Source organism: Pseudomonas sp. MF6396 (genome assembly GCF_002018915.1).
Classification (GTDB): domain Bacteria; phylum Pseudomonadota; class Gammaproteobacteria; order Pseudomonadales; family Pseudomonadaceae; genus Aquipseudomonas; species Aquipseudomonas palmensis.
Genome location: NZ_MVOK01000001.1, coordinates 277303 through 295874 on the forward strand (window position 1 = coordinate 277303; position 18572 = coordinate 295874).

The window sequence follows — 18572 nt, forward strand, 5'->3', positions numbered from 1 at the left end:
CCTGCACCGGCGTATCGGCACCCATAAAAAAGCCCCGCCATCAAGGAGGGGCTCTAGTGACAACCGGTCAGCTTCAGACCAACGGATCACCGACATGCAGAATCTTCATGCCATTGGTGCCACCGATGGTGTGGTAGCTGTCACCCTTGGTCAGGATGACCCAGTCACCTTGCTCGACCACGCCACGCTTGAGCAGCTCGTCCACCGCCGCCTGGCTGACTTGCTCCGGCGCCAGCGCCGCAGGGTCGAACGGTACGGTGTACACGCCACGGAACATCGCAACCCGCGCCTGGGTCTCGCGGTGCGGCGAGAAGGCGAAAATCGGGATCGACGAACGAATACGCGACATGATCAGCGGGGTGTAGCCACTCTCGGTCAAGGCAATGATCGCCTTCACACCCGGGAAGTGGTTGGCGGTGTACATGGCCGCCAGCGCGATGCTCTCGTCGCAACGGCTGAACTGCGTGCCCATGCGGTGGCTGGAGGTCTTGCTGGTAGGGTGCTTCTCGGCGCCCAGGCAGATCCGCGCCATGGCCTGTACCGCCTCGAGCGGGTAGGCACCGGCAGCACTCTCGGCCGACAGCATCACCGCGTCGGTGTAGTCGAGCACGGCGTTGGCCACGTCGGACACTTCGGCACGGGTCGGCATCGGGTTCTGGATCATCGACTCCATCATCTGGGTCGCGGTGATCACCGCCTTGTTGTGGCGGCGTGCATGCAGAATGATCTTCTTCTGGATGCCCACCAGCTCGGCGTCGCCGATTTCCACACCCAGGTCACCACGGGCCACCATCACTGCATCACTGGCGCGAATCAGGCCGTCGAGGGTCTCGTCGTCGGCCACGGCTTCGGCACGTTCGATCTTGGCCACCAGCCAGGCCGTACCACCGGACTCGTCACGCAGGCGACGGGCGTATTCCATGTCGCTGGCATCACGCGGGAACGACACGGCCAGGTAGTCCAGGTCCATCTCGGCCGCCAGCTTGATATCGGCCTTGTCTTTCTCGGTCAGGGCCGGGGCGGTCAGGCCGCCGCCGCGACGGTTGATGCCCTTGTGGTCCGACAGCGGGCCGCCGATCAGCACCACGCAGTGCAGGGCGTCGGCGCTGGCGGTTTCGACGCGCATGACCACGCGGCCGTCGTCGAGCAGCAGTTCGTCACCCACGCCGCAGTCCTTGACCAGGTCCGGGTAGTCGATGCCGACGATATCCTGGGTGCCTTCGGTGAGCGGGTGAGCCGTGGAGAAGGTGAAGCGGTCGCCGACCTTGAGTTCGATTCGCTTGTTGGCAAACTTGGCAATGCGGATCTTCGGCCCTTGCAGGTCGCCCAGCAGCGCGACGTGGCGGCCATGCTTGGCAGCGATGTCACGGATCATGCGGGCGCGAGCCTTGTGCTCGTCCGGGGTACCGTGCGAGAAGTTCAAGCGAGCGACGTCCAGACCCGCAAGGATCAGTTGCTCGATAACTTCCGGCGAGTTGCTGGCGGGGCCAAGGGTGGCGACAATTTTGGTGCGGCGGATGGTCATGCACAGACTCCTGTAGTGAAGCGCAGCGAAAGGCTACTCCGGAAAATCGCTGTAGTCATTGTTCCTTTGCACTACCTTGGTGGGAGGAGGAGGGGCGCTTGAACGAGTGGCAAGCGGCAAGCGCAATGCAGTCCGCTTGCCGCTGTTCCTCCTATAGCTTTCAAGGAAAGCGCCGATACACTGCTCAGTAGAGGAGACCCCCCATGCGAGCCTTGATCGTTTTAGCCCTGGCGACCAGTGTCGTCGGTTGCACCCGCTGGTCGATGGACCATCACCTGAACAATGCCTACCGCGCCTATGATCGCGGCAACTGCGAGCAGGTCATGCTCGAGCTGTCGCAGGTCGACCGCACCAGCCGTGCGCGCCCGTTCATCCACCCCGAGGCGTCGATGCTGCGCGGTCAGTGCCTGGAGCGCCAGAAGCTCTATGTGGATGCGGCGCAGACCTACCAGTACATCATCACCCAGTACCCGCGCAACGAGTACGCCTACCGTGCCCGCGCCCGCCTGCAGACCCTCGAGCAGCTTGGCCACTATCGCCCCAATGGCGAGCCGGCCATCGCCCGTCCGGCCAGCAGCACCCCCTGGCGTTGATGGCCGCGCAACGACGTCGATACTGACGTTAATACTAAAGTGCGCGGGTCCGAATGTGACGGGGCAGTCAGGTTGCGCTAGGCTTGTGAGGTACATGCGGTACACCAGAACGATCCAGCGCGACCCTGCTCAAGGGTCTTCGACAGCGACTCCTATCATGTTTACCGAACGTCGAATCGAGCGTCACCTGCTCCCGTATTACCTCAAGGTCTTCAACCGGTTTACCGGGTTGCCCATCGGTTATCTGGGCAATGTGTCCGAAGACGGCCTGATGCTGATCAGCGACCTGCCACTGCTGGTGGGCCCCGATTTCGAACTGCAGCTCAAGGTGCCCGGGCGCGCCGGTGCGCTGCACGTGATCAACCTCACCGCCAGCTGCCTGTGGTGCCACGAAGACGAGAACCCGGGGCACTACGATTCCGGCTTCATGCTGCTGCAGGCTCCTCGCGAATACGACGAGCTGGTGTCGTCGCTGCGCAACTATTTCAGCTTCCACCCGTTGAGTGCGTCGGCCTGAGGTAGACTCCCGGCAGATTTTCTGTTCAGGACGACGCCGTGAGCTCCAGCATTTTCTGGCACGACTATGAAACCACCGGTATCAACCCGCGCAGCGACCGGCCCCTGCAGGTGGCAGGGGTGCGCACCGATCTGGACCTCAACGAGATCGAGCCGCCGGTCAACCTCTTCTGCCAACCCGCCGACGATATTCTGCCGCACCCTGCGGCGTGCCTGATAACCGGCATTACCCCGGCGCAGCTGGCCACCCAGGGCCTGTGCGAAGCCGAGTTCATGACCCGGGTGCACGCCGAGCTGGCGCGCCCGGGTACTTGCGGGGCTGGCTACAACTCGCTGCGTTTCGACGACGAAGTGACGCGTTACAGCCTGTATCGCAACTTTTTCGACCCCTATGCCCGCGAGTGGCAGGGCGGCAACAGCCGCTGGGACCTTATCGATGTGGTGCGCACTGCCTACGCCTTGCGCCCCGATGGCATCCAGTGGCCGCAGCGCGACGGCCAGGTGAGCCTGAAGCTGGAGCTGCTGACGGCGGCCAATGGCATCGATCACGGGCAGGCGCACGAGGCGCTTGCGGATGTGCGTGCCACGTTGGCAATGGCGCGCTTGATCCGCGAGAAGCAACCCAGGCTGTATGCATGGTTGTTCCAGTTGCGCAGCAAGCAGAAAGTCCTCGATCAAGTGCGTTTGTTGCAACCGCTTGTGCATATTTCCGGACGCTTTTCTGCGGCACGTAATTATCTTGGCGTGGTGCTGCCCCTGGCCTGGCATCCACGCAATCGCAATGCGCTGATTGTGTGCGACTTGCATCAGGATATCGCCCCATTGCTGACGGAAGATGCCGAAGTGTTGCGTCAGCGTCTGTACACCCGACGCGAGGAAATGTCCGAGGGACAATTGCCGGTACCGTTGAAATTAATTCAGATCAATCGCTGCCCGGTGGTCGCGCCCTTGAGTGTATTGCGCGGTGAAGATCAGCAACGCCTTGGCCTGGATATGACGTTGTATCAACAGCGTGCCGAGCAGTTGAGTGCCGCCCAGGCCGTGTGGCAGAACAAGTTGAGCGCTATTTATGACAGTCAGGAATTCGCCCCGAGCGAAGACCCCGAGCAACAGCTGTATGACGGGTTTATCGGTGATCGCGACCGACGCCTGTGTGAACAAGTAAGAACCGTGGAGCCCGAGCAATTAGCCACGGGTCAGTGGATGTTCGACGATGCACGATTGCCGGAGTTGCTGTTTCGCTACCGTGCGCGCAATTTTCCGCAGACCTTGGATGCGCAGGAGCGCCAGCGTTGGCTCGGGTTCTGCCAGCAGCGCCTGAGCGACCCGGCAATGGGCGCTCCGAATACCCTTGAAGGCTTCGAGCAGGCATTGCAGAGCGCCTGGCTGGATGCCGATGCCACGCAGCGCGAGTTGCTGGCGCAATGGCGAGCCCATGCCATGAACTTGCGCGAACGGTTTGCCCTTCAGTAATTGCAGGCAATAAAAAACGCCAGCATGCTGGCGTTTTGGGCTGACCTGTAACCGGGTTACAGTGTCCAGCGATTAACCGAGCAGGGTCGCCCAGCCTTCTACTACGTCACCACCCCACTTGGCTTTCCACTCTTTGAGTGTCTTGTGGTTGCCACCTTTGGTTTCGATGACTTCGCCATTGTGCGGGTTCTTGTATTGCTTGACCTTGCGTGCACGCTTGGTGCCGGTGGTTTTAACCGGGCCCCGAGGGGCCTTGTTCAGTTTGGCCTCAGGGTCCAGCAGAGCAATAATGTCGCGCAGCGACTTGGAGTACTCGCCCATCAGCTCGCGCAGTTTGGCTTCAAACTCCAGCTCGGTTTTCAGCTTGTTGTCTTCGGACAGGTTCTTCAGGCGGGCTTGCAGTTCTTTGATGGCTTCTTCGGTAGCGCGGTATTCGTTGATCAGGGACATGAGGTATTCCTTGGAGGGAAGGGACGCAGGACAGCGGTGCAGCAATAATAGTCAGACACTTAATACAAGTAAACATTAAACCGCCGTCATTGCGGAATACCTTCATAATTGAAAGGGTATTGTGACGAGATACTCCCAATTATCCGCTTCAATTGTTAAATAACTTTAATGTGCCCTTGACGAGGTGCAAGCCCAGGCTGGCTGCGGTGTGAGGTTGTGATACACGGTATGCAATCACTACTGCAGTTTTTCCGGGCAGTCGTTAGAATACGCGCCTTTGCGAACTCTGGAGCCCCTCTCATGCGCACCTATCGGCTGGTGATCGCTTGCCCCGACCGTGTCGGCATCGTCGCCAAAGTCAGTAATTTTCTGGCGTCCCATAACGGCTGGATCACCGAAGCGAGCCATCATTCCGATGACCTGAGCGGCTGGTTCTTCATGCGTCACGAAATCCGTGCCGATACCCTGCCTTTCGGCATCGAGGCGCTGCGCGAAGCGTTCGCGCCGATTGCCGAAGAGTTTTCGATGGTGTGGCGCATTACCGACACCGACCAGAAGAAACGCGTGGTGCTGATGGCCAGCCGCGAGTCCCATTGCCTGGCCGACCTGCTGCACCGCTGGCACAGCAACGAGCTGGACTGCGATATCCCGTGCGTGATCTCCAACCACAATGACCTGCGCAGCATGGTCGAGTGGCACGGCATTCCGTTCTACCACGTACCGGTCGACCCGCAGAACAAGCAGCCGGCATTTGCCGAGGTGTCGCGCCTGGTCAAGGAGCATGCCGCCGACGTGGTGGTGCTGGCGCGCTACATGCAGATCCTGCCGCCGCAGCTGTGCCAGGAATACGCCCAGCAGGTGATCAACATTCACCACAGCTTCCTGCCGTCGTTCGTGGGGGCCAAGCCGTATCACCAGGCGTCGATGCGTGGCGTGAAGCTGATCGGCGCCACCTGCCACTACGTGACCGAAGAGCTGGATGCCGGCCCGATCATCGAGCAGGACGTGGTGCGTGTGAGCCACAGCGACAGCATCGAGGACATGGTGCGTTTCGGTCGCGACGTCGAGAAGATGGTGCTGGCCCGCGGCCTGCGCTATCACCTGGAAGACCGCGTGCTGGTGCACGGCAACAAGACGGTGGTGTTCTAGGACCGCACCGGCCCTTCGCCAGACTTGCTGGCGAAGGGCACAACGCGTGTCTACCGCCGTGCCAGGCGCAACCGCTCCAGCAGCGGCTTGCCCAGCAGGCAGACGAACACCGGGCCGCCCACCACCAGATAGAAGTAGTACGTCACCACCCGCCATATCAGAATCGCCGCTGCCGCGGTCGACTTGCCCACCATGGGCGTCAGCAGCGTCGCCGAGGTCAACTCCGCCGCGCCAGCCCCGCCGGGCAACAGGCTGAACTGGCCGGCACTCAGGGCGAGCATCTGCACCAGAAAGCTCGACACCCACTGCAGGTCTGCCCCCAGCCCGCGCAACACCAGGTACAGCACGCTGTAGCGCAGCGCCCAGTGCAGGCAGGTGAGCCCGAACACCAGTGCCAGTACGCGCTTGGGTAGGCGCCAGGTAGCGGCAAACGCGCGAAAGAAATGCAGCACCTTGCGCGCCCAGCGTCGGCACGTGGCGTCACGCACCTTCAATCGCCGCAGCAGCCGGCCCATCGCACGCATCAACCCGCGGCGCCAGCGCAGTATCGCCAGCCCCGCCAGCAGGCCGGCGAACATCATCAGCGCACTGGCCAGCAGCATGCCCTGCATGCTTGCGCTGAAGCGGTGGAACAGCATGTAGATGACAATCCCGAACATCGCGCACAGGAAGAACACCAGGTCATTGAGCTGGTCCATGGCGAACACCGCGCTGCTCTGGGCCGGGCGCACCCGGTGCCTGGCCAGCAGGGCCACCAGCGCCAATGGCCCGCCGCTGCCGCCGGGGGTGGAGCAGATGGCGAACTCGGTGGCCATGATCACCCCCAGGCTGCGCACCCGCCCCAGCGCCGCCCCCTGGGTGCCGAGCAGCAGACGCAGGCGCAGGGCGTTGATGCACCAGCACAGCACGATCATGCCGAACAACCCCATCAGCAGCGCCAGCGGGAACCGCTGCAGGCGCGGCAGCAGGTCGCTGCCGCCCAGCAGCGTCGGTACCAGCAGCGCCAGCAGCAGGGCCAGCGTGAGCCAGCCCAGGCGAGTCATGCGCCGGGCCTGCTGGCCAGCCAGGCCATCTTGGTCATGGGGGTACGGCCCTGCTGCAGCAGTTGCTGCAGGGTGTCGAGCCAGTAGCGGCGCGAATAGGCATGGCGCATGTCCACCGGGTGCAGCCCGAGGCGGATCGTGGCCGCCTGCTGCAGGCGTGCCCGGCGCGCCTCGCTGAGCACTTTCGACAGCCCGCGGCGCCAGGCACTGCGGGCGCTCCACACCAGCCCCGGGGCGTCGATGCGGCTGAAGTCGGGCAGGCGGAACAGGTGCTGCGGGTCGCTGGTGTAGTGCAGCGGGGTTTCGCGCAGGGCCTGGCGAGTGCCTTCGCTCATCAGCCAGGCCGGGGCAACGAAGCCGGTCAGCGGCCAATCGCAGGCCTGGAACAGCTCGATCCCGGCATTCAGGCGATGCAGCGCCTGGGCCTGGCCCAGGGCGTAGAACTCACCCTCCCAGGTATAGATGCGGCGCATGAAGTACTCGCGCGGCGAACGTGGCGGCGGACCGTCGTCGGCATGGTAGTAGCCATGCAGGGCCAGTTCGTCGCCCCGGCTCAGTCGCCGCTCCAGCACCTGGCGAAAGGCCGGGGCCTGCTGCACAGGGTTGCGCCGGTGGAAGTCGGGTACCACCAGCAGGGTCATGGGGATGTCGCCCAGGGCGTCGACGGCTTCGACGAAGGGCTGGTAGTCGGGCCAGGTTTCCGGGGCCACGTCGTGCAGCACCAGCAGTACGCTGGGGCGCTGGTAATGCAGGTCAGGCTGTTCAGGCATGGGCGCGCACCGGTTGCTCGTGATGGCCCAGCACGGCCCGATAGTGTTCGAGCAGGCCGCCGACCACCGTGTCCCAGGCGTAGTGCTGTTCGGCATGCCGGCGTGCCTGCTGCCCCAGTTGCGGTGCACCGGCCTCGAACAGCTCGCGCACGGCGGCGGCCATCGCCTGGCCGTCGTTGGGCGTGCACAGCCGGCCGTAGCCCGGTTCGACGATTTCGGTAAAGGCCCCGGCCGCTACCGCCACCACCGGGATGCCGCTGGCCATGGCCTCGAGTATCACCAGCCCGAAGGTCTCCTGGTCGCCGGCGTGCAGCAGCGCATCGGCACTGGCCAACAGGCGGGCGACCTGGGTGGCCGGGCAGAAGTGGTTGATGATGGTGACGTTGGCCGGCACGTTGCTGGGCATGTGCGAACCCACCAGCAGCAGGTGATAGTGCTTGCCCAGGCGTTTCATGCAGTCCAGCAGCACGGGCAAGTTCTTCTCCCGGGAGCCGCGCCCGGCGAACACCAGCAGGCGCGTGGTGTCGGCCAGCCCCAGTTCGGCGCGCAGGCCGGGGTCGCGATGATCGGGGTGGAAGGTCTGCAGGTCCACCCCGAGGCGCTGTACATGCACATTGCCGATGCCCAGCCCGCGCAGCTTGTCGGCCATCACCTGGCTGGGCGCCAGCACCCGGTCGAAGTTGCCGTACAGCTTGCTGACATAGGCTTCGACATTGGGCGTGAACCAGTGACCCATGCGGTTGCCGACCAGTAGCGGCAGGTCGGAATGGTAGAACCCGATCACCGGCACATCGAGCTGGCGCCGTGCATCGAGCGCGGCCCAGGCGGTGAGGTAGGGGTCGCCCACTTCGATCAGGTCCGGTTGCAGGTCGTGCAGTACGTTGCGCCAGGGCGCCAGACGCAGCGGGAAGCGGTAGCCGTTGCCGAAGGGCAGGGCGGGGGCAGGCACCTGATAGATGCCATTGGCATGGCTGGCGCTGGCGCCGGGGATCAGCAGGCTGTGGCGAACGCCGGGGTTCAGGCCCAGGCGGCGGTGTTTGGCATCAAGATAGGTACGCACACCGCCACTGGCGGGGGCGTAGAACATGGTGATGTCAGCGATGTGCACGATCAGCATCCCTCCGAGACCGTCTTCAGGTTGTCATCGCGCATGGATATGCGGTGGATGACGCGCCCTAGGGTGGACCTCAGTGAAGGATAGTTTGTTCGATCATGTTGCGCGCCCGGCGAGCAAGCCGCCGGGCGCGCGCGGTCAGATGCGGAAGGTACCGACCAGGTGCTTGAGGCGGCCGGCCTGCTGTTCCAGGTCGGAACAGGCACGCAGGGTGGCCTGCAGGTTCTCCACGCCTTCCTGGTTGAGCATGTTGATTTCGTTGATGTCCATGTTGATCGACTCGACCACCGAGGTCTGCTCTTCGGTGGCGGTGGCCACCGACTGGTTCATGCCGTCGATCTCGCCGATACGCAGGGTCACGCTGCCCAGGCGTTCGCCGGCCTGGTTGGCGATCGAGACGCTGTCCTGGCTGTGGCGCTGGCTCTGGCTCATTGTGTCGACCGACTCGCGGGCGCCGACCTGCAGCTCTTCGATCATGCTCTGCACCTGTTGTGCCGACTCCTGGGTACGGTGTGCCAGGTTGCGCACTTCATCGGCCACCACGGCAAACCCGCGCCCGGCTTCACCGGCACGGGCCGCCTCGATGGCCGCGTTGAGGGCCAGCAGGTTGGTCTGTTGCGAGATGCTGGTGATCACTTCGAGGATCTGACCGATGTTCACGGTCTTGCTGTTGAGCGTCTCGATGTGCGAGCTGGAGGTGGAGATAAGGTCCGACAGACGGTTCATTGCCTGGATGCTGCGGTCTACCACCTGCTGGCCCTCTTCGGCCAGGTGGCGTGCAGAGCTGGCCTGCTGCGAGGCTTGCGCGGCGTTATGGGCGATTTCCTGGGCAGCGGCGCCCAGCTCGTTGATGGCGGCGGCCACGCTGTTGGTGCGGTTGGCCTGCTCGTCGGAGTTGACCATCGAGGAGTTGGAGGCGCTGACCACGCGCAGTGCCACTTCGTTGACCTGCTGGGTGGCCGAGGACACTTCGCGGATCGAGCTGTGGATACGCTCGACGAAGTGGTTGAAGGCGCGGCCCAGGGTGCCGAATTCGTCGTTGCTGTGGATGCTCAGACGCTTGGTCAGGTCGCCTTCGCCCTGGGCGATGTCTTCCATGGCGCGGGTCATGATGTGCAGCGGTTGCAGCAGCACGCGGATGAGCATGCCGAGCAGGGCGATGATGATGGCCACCGCAATCACGGTGACGATCACCGCCGAGGTGCGGAACTTGCTCAGCATCGCGTAGGCTTTTTCTTTATCGATCGAGAGACCGATGTGCCAGTTGGCCGATGGCAGGCCTTTGACCGGTGCGAAACTGAGAATACGGGTCTGGCCGTTGTTCTCGACCTCGGTCAGTTCCTTGGTCAGGCGCGGGGTGTTGTTCGGGTACAGGTCCGACAGCGACTTCATCACCAGGTCCTTGTCCGGGTGCACCAGGATCTTGCCTTGGTCGTTCACCAGAAACGCGTAGCCCATGCCGCCGAAATTCAGGGAGTTGATGATCTTGACCAGGGCGTCCAGCTCCATGTCGCCACCGACCACGCCCAGCTCGCGCGACACTGTGGCGTTCATGCCGATCACCATCTTGCCGGTACTGATGTCCAGGTAGGGTTCGGTCAGGGTCGGGCCGTTGGCCGCCATGCTGTCCTTGTACCAGTCGCGGATGCGCGGATCGTAGCCGTCAGGCATCTGGATCACCGGGCGCACGGTGAAGCCGCCGTCGGTCTTGCCCATGTACACCGTGATGAAGCTCGACGCCAGCACCTTCTGGTCCAGCAGCGAATCGAGGTTGCCGGGAGCTGCCGCGATGTTCTGTGCCAGGTTCTCTACCAGCAGCAGGCGTCCTTCGAAGAGGTTCTTGATGTTGGTCGAGGCGGCATCGCCCATTTCGCCGACATAGTTTTCCAGATCTTCGTGAATCGCATTACGCTGCAGGTAATCGTTGTAGAGAGTAAAGAGGGTGAAGGCCACAAGGACGATCAGGGAAGCAGCCAGCAAGATCTTATGGCTGAAACGGAAGCTTTTATTCATGGCGTATTGGGTCCGCTAAGGTCTTTATATCCGGGTCATTCGCACAAAGGCATCTTGAAAGCAGTGCAGTTCCCATGTCCTTGTCGGGCTTTTCCTGACTTTCTGGGTGAAACATCAACACTTGGTATCGGCCGAGTACTACTAAAGCTTGAACAGAGGGTGAAAAAACATGCCTGACTCTTTGCAGTTCATTCTCGGTGCGGACCTGGCGGGGCAGCCGGTGTGCCAGGCCATGCGCCTGGCCAACCGTCACGGACTGGTTGCCGGGGCCACCGGCACCGGCAAGACCGTGACCTTGCAGCACCTGGCCGAGGCCTTCAGCGATGCCGGCGTGGCGGTGTTCGCTGCCGACGTCAAAGGCGACCTGTGCGGCCTGGGTGCGGTGGGCAGCCCGCAGGGCAAGGTGGCCGAGCGGATTGCCGGCATGCCCTGGCTCGAGCATCGGCCGCAGGCGTATCCGGTGACCCTGTGGGATGTGCACGGCAAGTCCGGGCACCCGTTGCGCACGACCTTGAGCGAAATGGGCCCGTTGCTGCTGGGCAACCTGCTCGAACTCAACGACAGCCAGCAGGCGGCGCTGTATGCGGCGTTCAAGGTGGCCGATCGCGAGGGCCTGTTGCTGCTGGACACCAAGGACCTCAAGGCGCTGCTCGGCCACCTCAAGGACAACCCGCAGGTGCTCGGCGAAGACAGTGCGCTGATGACCAGCGGTTCCAGCCAGGCCCTGTTGCGGCGCCTGGCGACCCTGGAGCAGCAAGGGGCCGAGGCTCTGTTCGGTGAGCCGGCGTTGCAGTTGCCAGACCTGCTGCAGCCTGCTGCCGACGGGCGCGGGCGCATCCACCTGCTCGATGCCAGCCGCCTGGTGCACGAGGCGCCGAAGGTGTATGCGACCTTCCTGCTGTGGTTGCTGGCGGAGCTGTTCGAGCAGTTGCCCGAGCGTGGCGATGCGGACAAGCCTCTGCTGGCGCTGTTTTTCGATGAGGCTCACCTGTTGTTCAGCGGCACGCCCAAGGCCTTGCAGGATCGTCTGGAACAGGTGGTGCGGTTGATTCGTTCCAAGGGGGTGGGGGTGTATTTCGTGACTCAGTCGCCGGGCGACCTGCCGGACGATGTGCTCGCCCAGCTCGGCCTGCGTATCCAGCATGGCTTGCGTGCGTTCACGGCCAAGGAGCAGAAGTCGCTGCGGGCGGTGGCCGATGGGTTTCGGCCGAACCCGGCGTTCGACACCCTGGCGGTGCTGACCGAGCTTGGCATTGGCGAGGCGTTGGTGGGCACCCTGCAGGACAAGGGCACGCCGGGCATGGTCGAGCGGGTACTGATCGCGCCGCCGCAATCGCGCATCGGGCCGTTGAGCGAGGCCGAGCGGGCGGCGCTGATTGCGGCGTCGCCGTTGCAGGGGCGCTATGACAAGCCGATCGATCGGGAGTCGGCGTACGAGATATTGATGGCGCGCAAGGGGCAGGTGCCATCGGCGCAGCAGGCGCCGGCTGAGGAAAGCCTGGCCGACAAGGCCGGGGAGTTCTTGCAGAGCGCGGCGGGGCAGGCGATCAAGTCGGCGGTGCGCCAGGCGGCCAATCAGTTCGGACGGCAACTGGTGCGGGGCTTGATGGGCTCACTGCTGGGGGGCAGCAAGCGCCGCTGACAAGGCGTCGAGGCAGTGGAGTTGCCGGTTCGCCGGCAAGTTCTCAAGCGGGCCCGAAGGCACCGAGCCGGTACCCTGCGCAGGCTCGGCAGGTTGTGCCAAGGGGCCGCAGCAGTGCTCGCAGCTTCGTGTATAGGCCGTGTCGGGTGTGAGCAGTTGGCCTGCGCACAGCAGCACGCCCTGACCGTCGGGCAGCAACGTGGCGCTGTGGGAGAAACGCGGTTCGTTCAGCTCGCTGCCCAGCACCCATGCATCCTGGCGTGGGTCGTACAGCTCGGTGCTGGGGCGGTAGGGCAGTCTGGTATGGCCGGCCACCAGCAGCCGACCATCGGGCAGCAACGTGGCGGTGTGCCCCTGGTGTCCACGCTGCATGGGCGGGCCACTTCGCCAGGTATCGGCTAGCGGATCGTACAAAAACGATTCCAGTGCATTTTCACCAAACGGCATGCAGGTGCCACCCGCCACCATCACCTGGCCATTGTTCAGCAGCGTGGCCGTATGTTGCATGCGGGGGGCAGGCAGTGGCGTGATCGGCTTGAACCGCCCGGTCTGCGGGTCGAAGAGTTCGCAGTGGGCCAGTGCCTGGTCGGGGGCATAGCCGCCGATAATCAGCACCTTGCCGGAATCGAGCAACGTGGCGCTGTGGTTCATGCGTGCCTGACTGCGCTCACCGAGCTGATGCCACTCGTCGCTGGCGACGTCGTACAGCTCGACGATGTCGAGCACTTTACCGGTATCGCCCTTGAGGTGGTTGCCGCCGATGACAAGCACCTTGTTCGTGCCGCCCCACAATGACGTAGCGGTGTGGCTGAAGCGGGCAACCTGGAGGCTGCGCAGCGTTGTCCAGCGTGAGCGGATGGGGTCGAAACGCTCGACGTGGTCGCTGGCTTCTCCGGTTTGCGAGCCGCCGACCAACAGAAAGGACCCGTCGTCGAGAGTGACCGTGAGTTGCGAGAATGCCGCCTTCTGCTTGGGAGGTTGTTGCTTCCATTCGCGCTGGTCAAGGCTGAAGCGTTCCACGCTGTCGGTGGCATGCCCGCCATTGGTGATGCCGCCGGCAACCAGCACATCGCCATTGGGCAAACGCATGGCGCTGTGCAGGGCCCGGGCGATGTGCATGGCGCCAGCGCAAGCGTGGATATGGCCGTCCTTCGACATGTGCATTCTCCTTGTCGGCGTGAAAAGGAGGGTGCGCTGCAGGTGGCCCATCGTCTACTGACATAAATGACAGTGCGTTTGCGCAGGGCCATGAAAAAAGGGCCAGCCAAATGAATGGCTGACCCTTCTGCGGTACTGCGTTATTTCAACCGATGGCTTTGGACGCCAACCAGAACAACCCCGCCGACAAGGCGATGGTCGCCGGCAGGGTCAGCACCCAGGCCAGCAGAATGGTGCGCACGGTGCCGCCTTGCAGGCCGCTCTTGTTCGCCACCATGGTCCCGGCCACACCCGACGACAGCACGTGGGTGGTCGACACCGGCAGGCTGAAGATGTTGGCCGCGCCAATCGCGCAGGCTGCGGTGATCTGCGCCGACATGCCCTGGGCATAGGTCATGCCCTGCTTGCCGATCTTCTCGCCAATGGTCAGTACCACACGCTTCCAGCCCACCATGGTCCCCAGGCCCAGGGCCAGGGCCACCGCCAGGATCACCCAGAACGGCGCGTACTCGGTGGTCGCGGTCAGGTCACGACGCAATTTGTCCAGGTCGGCCTTTTCACGTGCTTCCAGGCCTGGCAACTTGCTGACCTTTTTCGCCGTGTCATCCAGGCACAGCAGGTAACGCCGCACTTCCACGCGCTTCTCGGCAGTCAGCGAATGGTAGTCCGCCACGCCGTTGAGCGACTGCTGCAGCGCGGTGATGGTCGGCTCGGTCTGTTGTGGATTGCAGCTGAACTGCTCCGGCAGGTCACCGGCCTTGGCCTTGCCCAGTGCCAGGAATTCGCCCAGGGTTTCGCTGTTGCGCTGGTAGAACTGGCTCAGGTGCAGGGTCGCGTCACGGGTACGCTCGATCTGGTAGGTGGTGCTGTTCAGGTCCAGCACGAACTGCGCCGGCACGATGCCGATCAGCACCAGCATGATCAGGCCGATACCTTTCTGACCATCGTTGGAACCGTGCACGAAGCTGACGGCCATGGCCGAAATGACCAGTACCAGGCGGTTCCAGAACGGCGGGTGCTTCTTGTCGTCGAGCTTGCGGCGCTGTTCAGGCGTCTTGTGCATCTTCGACAGCGGGCGCCACCACTTCAGGCCGATCAGCACCAGCGCGGCCACGGCAAAGCCGGCCATGGGCGAGAGCACCAGCGACATGCCGATGTCGATTGCCTTCTGCCAGTTGACCCCGTCACCCAGTGGAATGTCGTTGAGCAGCGCGTTGGCCAGGCCCACGCCCAGGATTGAGCCGATCAGGGTGTGCGAGCTGGACGCCGGGATGCCGAAGTACCAGGTACCCAGGTTCCACGCGATGGCCGCGGCCAGCAGCGAGAAGACCATGGCCAGGCCATGCCCGGTGTTCACATTGATCAGCAGCTCCACCGGCAGCAGGTGCACGATGGCATATGCCACCCCGACTCCGCCCAGCAGGACGCCAAGGAAATTGAACACGCCGGAAAAGAACACGGCCAGGTGCGGCGGCATGGCTTTGGTATAGATGACAGTCGCTACCGCATTGGCGGTGTCATGAAAGCCATTGATGAACTCGAAGGCGAGCACGAAGGTCAAGGCGAGCAACAGGCTCACCAGTACCCAGGCATCAAGTCCGCTGAATAAATCGATCATGAAGGAATTCTGACCCGGTCATAAGGGGGCGCGATTATGCCAGAAATCCTGGGTAATCGATGCACTAGGTGCTGACCGGTCGGGGCGCTTTTGCGGGGGGGCAGGGCACTGCAGGAGGGGAGGGTAATCGAGAAAGATCGGCAAAAATCAGAAAAAATAACGCGAACGGTCAAGAAAAAACCGATGTTTTCCACGGCTGAATAATTCAAACGACCGTATTAAATTTGTGAGATTACGTAACGGTTTCATCTTCGACGCCGCAAGGGTCGCCCAAGGCACCGTCTTCGTGCCGGTGCCGTGCCCAGGGGCGGGCGCTTTGTCCGAGGGTCAGGGCTCCTGTGGGCTGAGCTCCTTTTGGATCTTTTGCAGTTCCACGGCAAATGCCTGGTCCAGCAGGCTGGCACGTTTGCGCCAGGGTTTGCGTTCGGGGTCTGGTTGGGCGGCGTATGTGGTGACTTCTCCGCCATAAACGTCCTTGTAACGTTGTTCCTGGCGCTCGAGTTCAGCGCGCAGTTCATCTTTCGTCACAGTGTTTCCTGAAGTTGGAGTTGATGCCGATTTCAACACAAGCACGTTGAACCCGACGACAGCGGCGCAGGCCATTGTGTCGAGCGTCTATATAAGACGAGGGTGATTGCAGTTGAATGGCTGTTTTACACCTTCTGTCGGGGCCTGTCAGCCCGGCAGAAGCAAAAACGGCCTTGCTGGTGGGCAAGGCCGTGCCTGGGACTTCTACGGTGGGTACCTGACCAGTCTCTCCAAGAAGCCACATGTGGCAGGCGAAAGGTATAAGCAATTGTAGGCATCGGTCAATTGCGATTATCGGCCGATGGTTCGATAATCGCCCAAGTGAAGTTTGCCGAGGTGAGTCATGAGTGAAGAAACAGGGGGCAAGGGCCCAGGCCTGAACGACAACGTGCGCAGCTCTTTCGCTTCGTTGGCGCCGCCCATCGTGGCCTCGCCGGCCAAGCGCATCCAGGCGTTCACCGGCGACCCGGATTTCATGACGTCGCTGGCGCGGGGCCTGGCGGTGGTGCAGGCGTTCCAGGAGCGCAAGCGGCACCTGACCATCGCCCAGATCAGCCACCGCACCGAGATCCCGCGGGCGGCGGTTCGCCGTTGCCTGCACACGCTGATCAAGCTCGGCTATGCCACCACCGACGGGCGCACCTATTCATTGCTGCCCAAGGTGCTGACCCTGGGTCATGCCTACCTGTCCTCGACGCCATTGGCGGTATCGGCGCAGCCGTACCTGGACCGCATGAGCGACCAGCTGCACGAGGCCTGCAACATGGCCACCCTCGAAGGTGACGACATTCTCTACATCGCCCGCTCGGCGACGGTGCAGCGCCTTATTTCGGTGGACCTGTCGGTGGGCGGGCGCCTGCCGGCCTATTGCACCTCGATGGGGCGCATCCTGCTGGCGGCGCTGGACGACGCCACCCTGCACGAATACCTGGAGCACGCCGACCTGCAGGCCAAGACCAGCCGTACCGTGCACGACCCGGCAGCCTTGCTGGAAATCCTCCAGCAGGTGCGCGAGCAGGGCTGGTGCGTGGTCGACCAGGAGCTGGAGCAGGGCCTGCGTTCGATCGCGGTGCCGGTGTACGACGCCTCCGGCCAGGTGCTGGCGGCGCTGAACATCAGCACCCACGCCGGGCGGGTGAGTCGCAGCGAGCTGGAACAGAAGTTCCTGCCGATCATGGTGGCGGCCAGCCGCGACCTTAGTACCCAGCTGTTCAGTTGAATGCGTCGAGCGGTTCCTGTTCGATAAACGCACAGTCTTGCGTTTATCGAATTGCGCCGCGTCGCGCGCCTTATTAATGTCCCTCGCATCAAGTGGCCCCTGACGGCCTCCAATAATAATGAGCGAGAGAACACCCCATGACCTGCACCCTGTCCTGCTTCAGCCTGTACCTGCCCGCCTGCCGGCTGCACGGTAGCTGACCCTTTCCAAAAGACCCGTACCCGACCGTCTGTGCCGTTCACGCGCGCACCCGCACACTCGCGCGCATCTTCTGGATAAAAACAATGAATAGTCCCCAAGCTGCTGTTGGAAACTGCCTGGATGTGCAGTCGTTCATCAATGCCCAGCCGTTGTCGCGTTACCAATGGCGGGTGGTCATCCTGTGCTTTCTGATCGTGTTCCTCGACGGCCTGGACACCGCCGCAATGGGCTTCATTGCCCCGGCACTGTCCCAGGACTGGGGCATCGACCGCGCCAGCCTGGGCCCGGTGATGAGCGCCGCGCTGATCGGCATGGTGTTCGGTGCGCTGGGCTCGGGGCCGCTGGCCGACCGTTTCGGGCGCAAGGTGGTGCTGGTGGGCGCGGTGTTGCTGTTCGGCGCGTTCAGCCTGGCCTCGGCCTATGCCACCAACGTCGACCAGTTGCTGGTGCTGCGCTTTCTGACCGGCCTGGGCCTGGGTGCCGGCATGCCGAACGCCACCACGCTGCTGTCCGAATACACCCCCGAGCGGCACAAGTCGTTGCTGGTCACCAGCATGTTCTGCGGCTTCAACCTGGGCATGGCCGGTGGCGGGTTCATTTCCGCCAAGCTGATCCCGATGTTCGGCTGGCACAGCCTGCTGCTGATCGGCGGCATCCTGCCGCTGCTGCTGGTGGTGGTACTGATGGTGTGGCTGCCGGAGTCGGCGCGTTACCTGGTGGTGCGCAACAAGGGCACCGACCGGGTACGCCGCACATTGGCGCCGATCGAGCCGGGCATCGTCAACCAGGCTGCGAGCTTCAGTGTGCCGGAACAGAAGACGGTCAAGGCGCGCAACGTGTTCGCGGTGATCTTCTCGGGCACCTACAGCGTCGGCACGCTGCTGTTGTGGCTGACCTATTTCATGGGCCTGGTGATCGTCTACCTGCTGACCAGCTGGCTGCCCACGCTGATGCGTGACAGCGGCGCGAGCATGGAGCAGGCGGCGTTCATCGGTGCGCTGTTCCAGTTCGGCGGCGTGCTCAGCGCGGTGGCGGTAGGCTGGGCGATGGACCGCTACAACCCGCACAAGGTGATCGGCACCTTCTACCTGCTGGCCGGGGTGTTCGCCTACGCGGTGGGCCAGAGCCTGGGCAACATCACGCTGCTGGCGACCCTGGTGCTGATTGCCGGCATGTGCGTGAACGGGGCGCAGTCGGCGATGCCGTCGCTGGCGGCGCGCTTCTACCCCACCCAGGGCCGTGCCACCGGCGTGTCGTGGATGCTGGGCATCGGCCGGTTTGGCGCGATTCTCGGGGCCTGGATGGGCGCCACGTTGCTGGGCCTGGGCTGGAACTTCGAACAGGTGCTGACGGCCCTGGTGATCCCGGCCGCGATCGCGACGGTGGCGGTGGTGATCAAGGGTGTGGTGAGCCACGCTGACGCGACCTGACCGGCTGGCAGTAGCGCCCCTATCGCGGGTCAAGCCCGCTCCCACATGGATCTCCACCGTACCTGTGGGAGCGGGCTTGACCCGCGATGATTTGTGGATCCTTAGCACAACAACAATACGTTCGATAATC

At 63.2% G+C, this 18572-nt stretch carries 16 protein-coding genes and 1 pseudogene; 7 read left to right on the forward strand and 10 right to left on the reverse strand.

From position 1 onward, the window contains the following. Positions 1-73 precede the first annotated feature (73 nt). Complete coding sequence (gene pyk, locus MF6396_RS01390) at positions 74-1525, reverse strand: pyruvate kinase (RefSeq protein WP_043862122.1); 1452 nt, start codon at positions 1523-1525, stop codon at positions 74-76. A gap of 203 nt (positions 1526-1728) precedes the next feature. On the opposite strand from pyk, the gene MF6396_RS01395 reads away from it, so the two are divergent. The 3 genes from MF6396_RS01395 (at position 1729) to sbcB (ending at position 4107) form a co-directional block, all read left to right on the forward strand. Continuing rightward, entirely contained in the window at positions 1729-2118 is a 390-nt protein-coding gene (locus MF6396_RS01395) for a tetratricopeptide repeat protein (RefSeq protein ID WP_043862123.1), read from the forward strand. 157 nt (positions 2119-2275) lie between these two features. Beyond that, complete coding sequence (locus MF6396_RS01400; RefSeq protein ID WP_043862124.1) at positions 2276-2635, forward strand: PilZ domain-containing protein; 360 nt, start codon at positions 2276-2278, stop codon at positions 2633-2635. 38 nt (positions 2636-2673) lie between these two features. Continuing rightward, positions 2674-4107: an exodeoxyribonuclease I gene (gene sbcB / locus MF6396_RS01405; RefSeq protein WP_043862125.1), complete on the forward strand. Its 1434-nt coding sequence runs from the start codon at positions 2674-2676 to the stop codon at positions 4105-4107. Between the two features lie 72 nt (positions 4108-4179). On the opposite strand, the gene mvaT is transcribed toward sbcB, so the two are convergent. Then, positions 4180-4557 carry a histone-like nucleoid-structuring protein MvaT gene (gene mvaT / locus MF6396_RS01410; RefSeq protein ID WP_043862126.1) on the reverse strand — a complete coding sequence of 126 codons (378 nt, stop codon included), beginning with the start codon at positions 4555-4557 and terminating at the stop codon, positions 4180-4182. Between the two features lie 300 nt (positions 4558-4857). Here mvaT and purU point away from each other — a divergent pair, with 300 nt between their 5' ends. Next, positions 4858-5706, forward strand: a complete 849-nt coding sequence (gene purU, locus MF6396_RS01415) for a formyltetrahydrofolate deformylase (RefSeq protein WP_043862127.1) — start codon at positions 4858-4860, stop codon at positions 5704-5706. Positions 5707-5756: 50 nt separating this feature from the next. On the opposite strand, the gene MF6396_RS01420 is transcribed toward purU, so the two are convergent. The 5 genes and pseudogenes from MF6396_RS01420 to MF6396_RS29360 all read right to left on the reverse strand — a co-directional run. Beyond that, positions 5757-6749: a lysylphosphatidylglycerol synthase transmembrane domain-containing protein gene (locus MF6396_RS01420; protein WP_078479541.1), complete on the reverse strand. Its 993-nt coding sequence runs from the start codon at positions 6747-6749 to the stop codon at positions 5757-5759. Next, complete coding sequence (locus MF6396_RS01425) at positions 6746-7519, reverse strand: DUF2334 domain-containing protein (protein ID WP_078479542.1); 774 nt, start codon at positions 7517-7519, stop codon at positions 6746-6748. Before MF6396_RS01425 ends, MF6396_RS01420 begins: the two co-directional genes overlap by 4 nt. Further along, positions 7512-8636, reverse strand: a complete 1125-nt coding sequence (locus MF6396_RS01430) for a glycosyltransferase family 4 protein (RefSeq protein WP_054914809.1) — start codon at positions 8634-8636, stop codon at positions 7512-7514. The genes MF6396_RS01425 and MF6396_RS01430 overlap by 8 nt, the downstream gene beginning before the upstream one ends. A 135-nt stretch (positions 8637-8771) precedes the next feature. Continuing rightward, positions 8772-9536, reverse strand: coding sequence for a methyl-accepting chemotaxis protein (locus MF6396_RS29355; protein ID WP_370409115.1), 765 nt, complete (start codon positions 9534-9536; stop codon positions 8772-8774). 93 nt (positions 9537-9629) lie between these two features. Continuing rightward, positions 9630-10646, reverse strand: a pseudogene (locus tag MF6396_RS29360) (cache domain-containing protein); the annotation flags it as partial. Between the two features lie 169 nt (positions 10647-10815). Here MF6396_RS29360 and MF6396_RS01440 point away from each other — a divergent pair. After that, positions 10816-12288: a helicase HerA-like domain-containing protein gene (locus MF6396_RS01440; RefSeq protein WP_078479543.1), complete on the forward strand. Its 1473-nt coding sequence runs from the start codon at positions 10816-10818 to the stop codon at positions 12286-12288. Here the strand turns inward: MF6396_RS01440 and MF6396_RS01445 are convergent. The 3 genes from MF6396_RS01445 to MF6396_RS01455 form a co-directional block, all read right to left on the reverse strand. Then, positions 12259-13446, reverse strand: a complete 1188-nt coding sequence (locus MF6396_RS01445) for a Kelch repeat-containing protein (protein ID WP_161493021.1) — start codon at positions 13444-13446, stop codon at positions 12259-12261. The genes MF6396_RS01440 and MF6396_RS01445 overlap by 30 nt on opposite strands. Before the next feature lie 145 nt (positions 13447-13591). Continuing rightward, a complete protein-coding gene (locus MF6396_RS01450; RefSeq protein WP_043862134.1) occupies positions 13592-15064 on the reverse strand; it encodes an inorganic phosphate transporter in 1473 nt (490 codons plus the stop codon). A 327-nt stretch (positions 15065-15391) separates the two neighbouring features. Further along, positions 15392-15592, reverse strand: a complete 201-nt coding sequence (locus tag MF6396_RS01455; RefSeq protein ID WP_078479545.1) for a hypothetical protein — start codon at positions 15590-15592, stop codon at positions 15392-15394. Positions 15593-15935: 343 nt separating this feature from the next. Here MF6396_RS01455 and pcaR point away from each other — a divergent pair, with 343 nt between their 5' ends. Beyond that, complete coding sequence (gene pcaR / locus MF6396_RS01460; RefSeq protein WP_173925037.1) at positions 15936-16811, forward strand: pca regulon transcriptional regulator PcaR; 876 nt, start codon at positions 15936-15938, stop codon at positions 16809-16811. A 284-nt stretch (positions 16812-17095) separates the two neighbouring features. Beyond that, positions 17096-18442 (forward strand): MFS transporter, encoded by a 1347-nt coding sequence (locus MF6396_RS01465; protein WP_043860748.1) that lies wholly within the window; start codon positions 17096-17098, stop codon positions 18440-18442. The last annotated feature ends 130 nt before the right edge of the window (positions 18443-18572 follow it).

Excerpts from the sequence above, each read along its gene's own strand:
- pyk (WP_043862122.1), bottom strand. The coding sequence starts at position 1,525 with ATGACCATCCGCCGCACCAAAATTGTCGCCACCCTTGGCCCCGCCAGC.
- MF6396_RS01395 (WP_043862123.1), top strand. The coding sequence starts at position 1,729 with ATGCGAGCCTTGATCGTTTTAGCCCTGGCGACCAGTGTCGTCGGTTGC.
- MF6396_RS01400 (WP_043862124.1), top strand. The coding sequence starts at position 2,276 with ATGTTTACCGAACGTCGAATCGAGCGTCACCTGCTCCCGTATTACCTC.
- mvaT (WP_043862126.1), bottom strand. The coding sequence starts at position 4,557 with ATGTCCCTGATCAACGAATACCGCGCTACCGAAGAAGCCATCAAAGAA.
- purU (WP_043862127.1), top strand. The coding sequence starts at position 4,858 with ATGCGCACCTATCGGCTGGTGATCGCTTGCCCCGACCGTGTCGGCATC.
- MF6396_RS01420 (WP_078479541.1), bottom strand. The coding sequence starts at position 6,749 with ATGACTCGCCTGGGCTGGCTCACGCTGGCCCTGCTGCTGGCGCTGCTG.
- MF6396_RS01425 (WP_078479542.1), bottom strand. The coding sequence starts at position 7,519 with ATGCCTGAACAGCCTGACCTGCATTACCAGCGCCCCAGCGTACTGCTG.
- MF6396_RS01430 (WP_054914809.1), bottom strand. The coding sequence starts at position 8,636 with ATGCTGATCGTGCACATCGCTGACATCACCATGTTCTACGCCCCCGCC.
- MF6396_RS29355 (WP_370409115.1), bottom strand. The coding sequence starts at position 9,536 with ATGGTCAACTCCGACGAGCAGGCCAACCGCACCAACAGCGTGGCCGCC.
- MF6396_RS01440 (WP_078479543.1), top strand. The coding sequence starts at position 10,816 with ATGCCTGACTCTTTGCAGTTCATTCTCGGTGCGGACCTGGCGGGGCAG.
- MF6396_RS01445 (WP_161493021.1), bottom strand. The coding sequence starts at position 13,446 with ATGTCGAAGGACGGCCATATCCACGCTTGCGCTGGCGCCATGCACATC.
- MF6396_RS01450 (WP_043862134.1), bottom strand. The coding sequence starts at position 15,064 with ATGATCGATTTATTCAGCGGACTTGATGCCTGGGTACTGGTGAGCCTG.
- pcaR (WP_173925037.1), top strand. The coding sequence starts at position 15,936 with ATGAGTGAAGAAACAGGGGGCAAGGGCCCAGGCCTGAACGACAACGTG.
- MF6396_RS01465 (WP_043860748.1), top strand. The coding sequence starts at position 17,096 with ATGAATAGTCCCCAAGCTGCTGTTGGAAACTGCCTGGATGTGCAGTCG.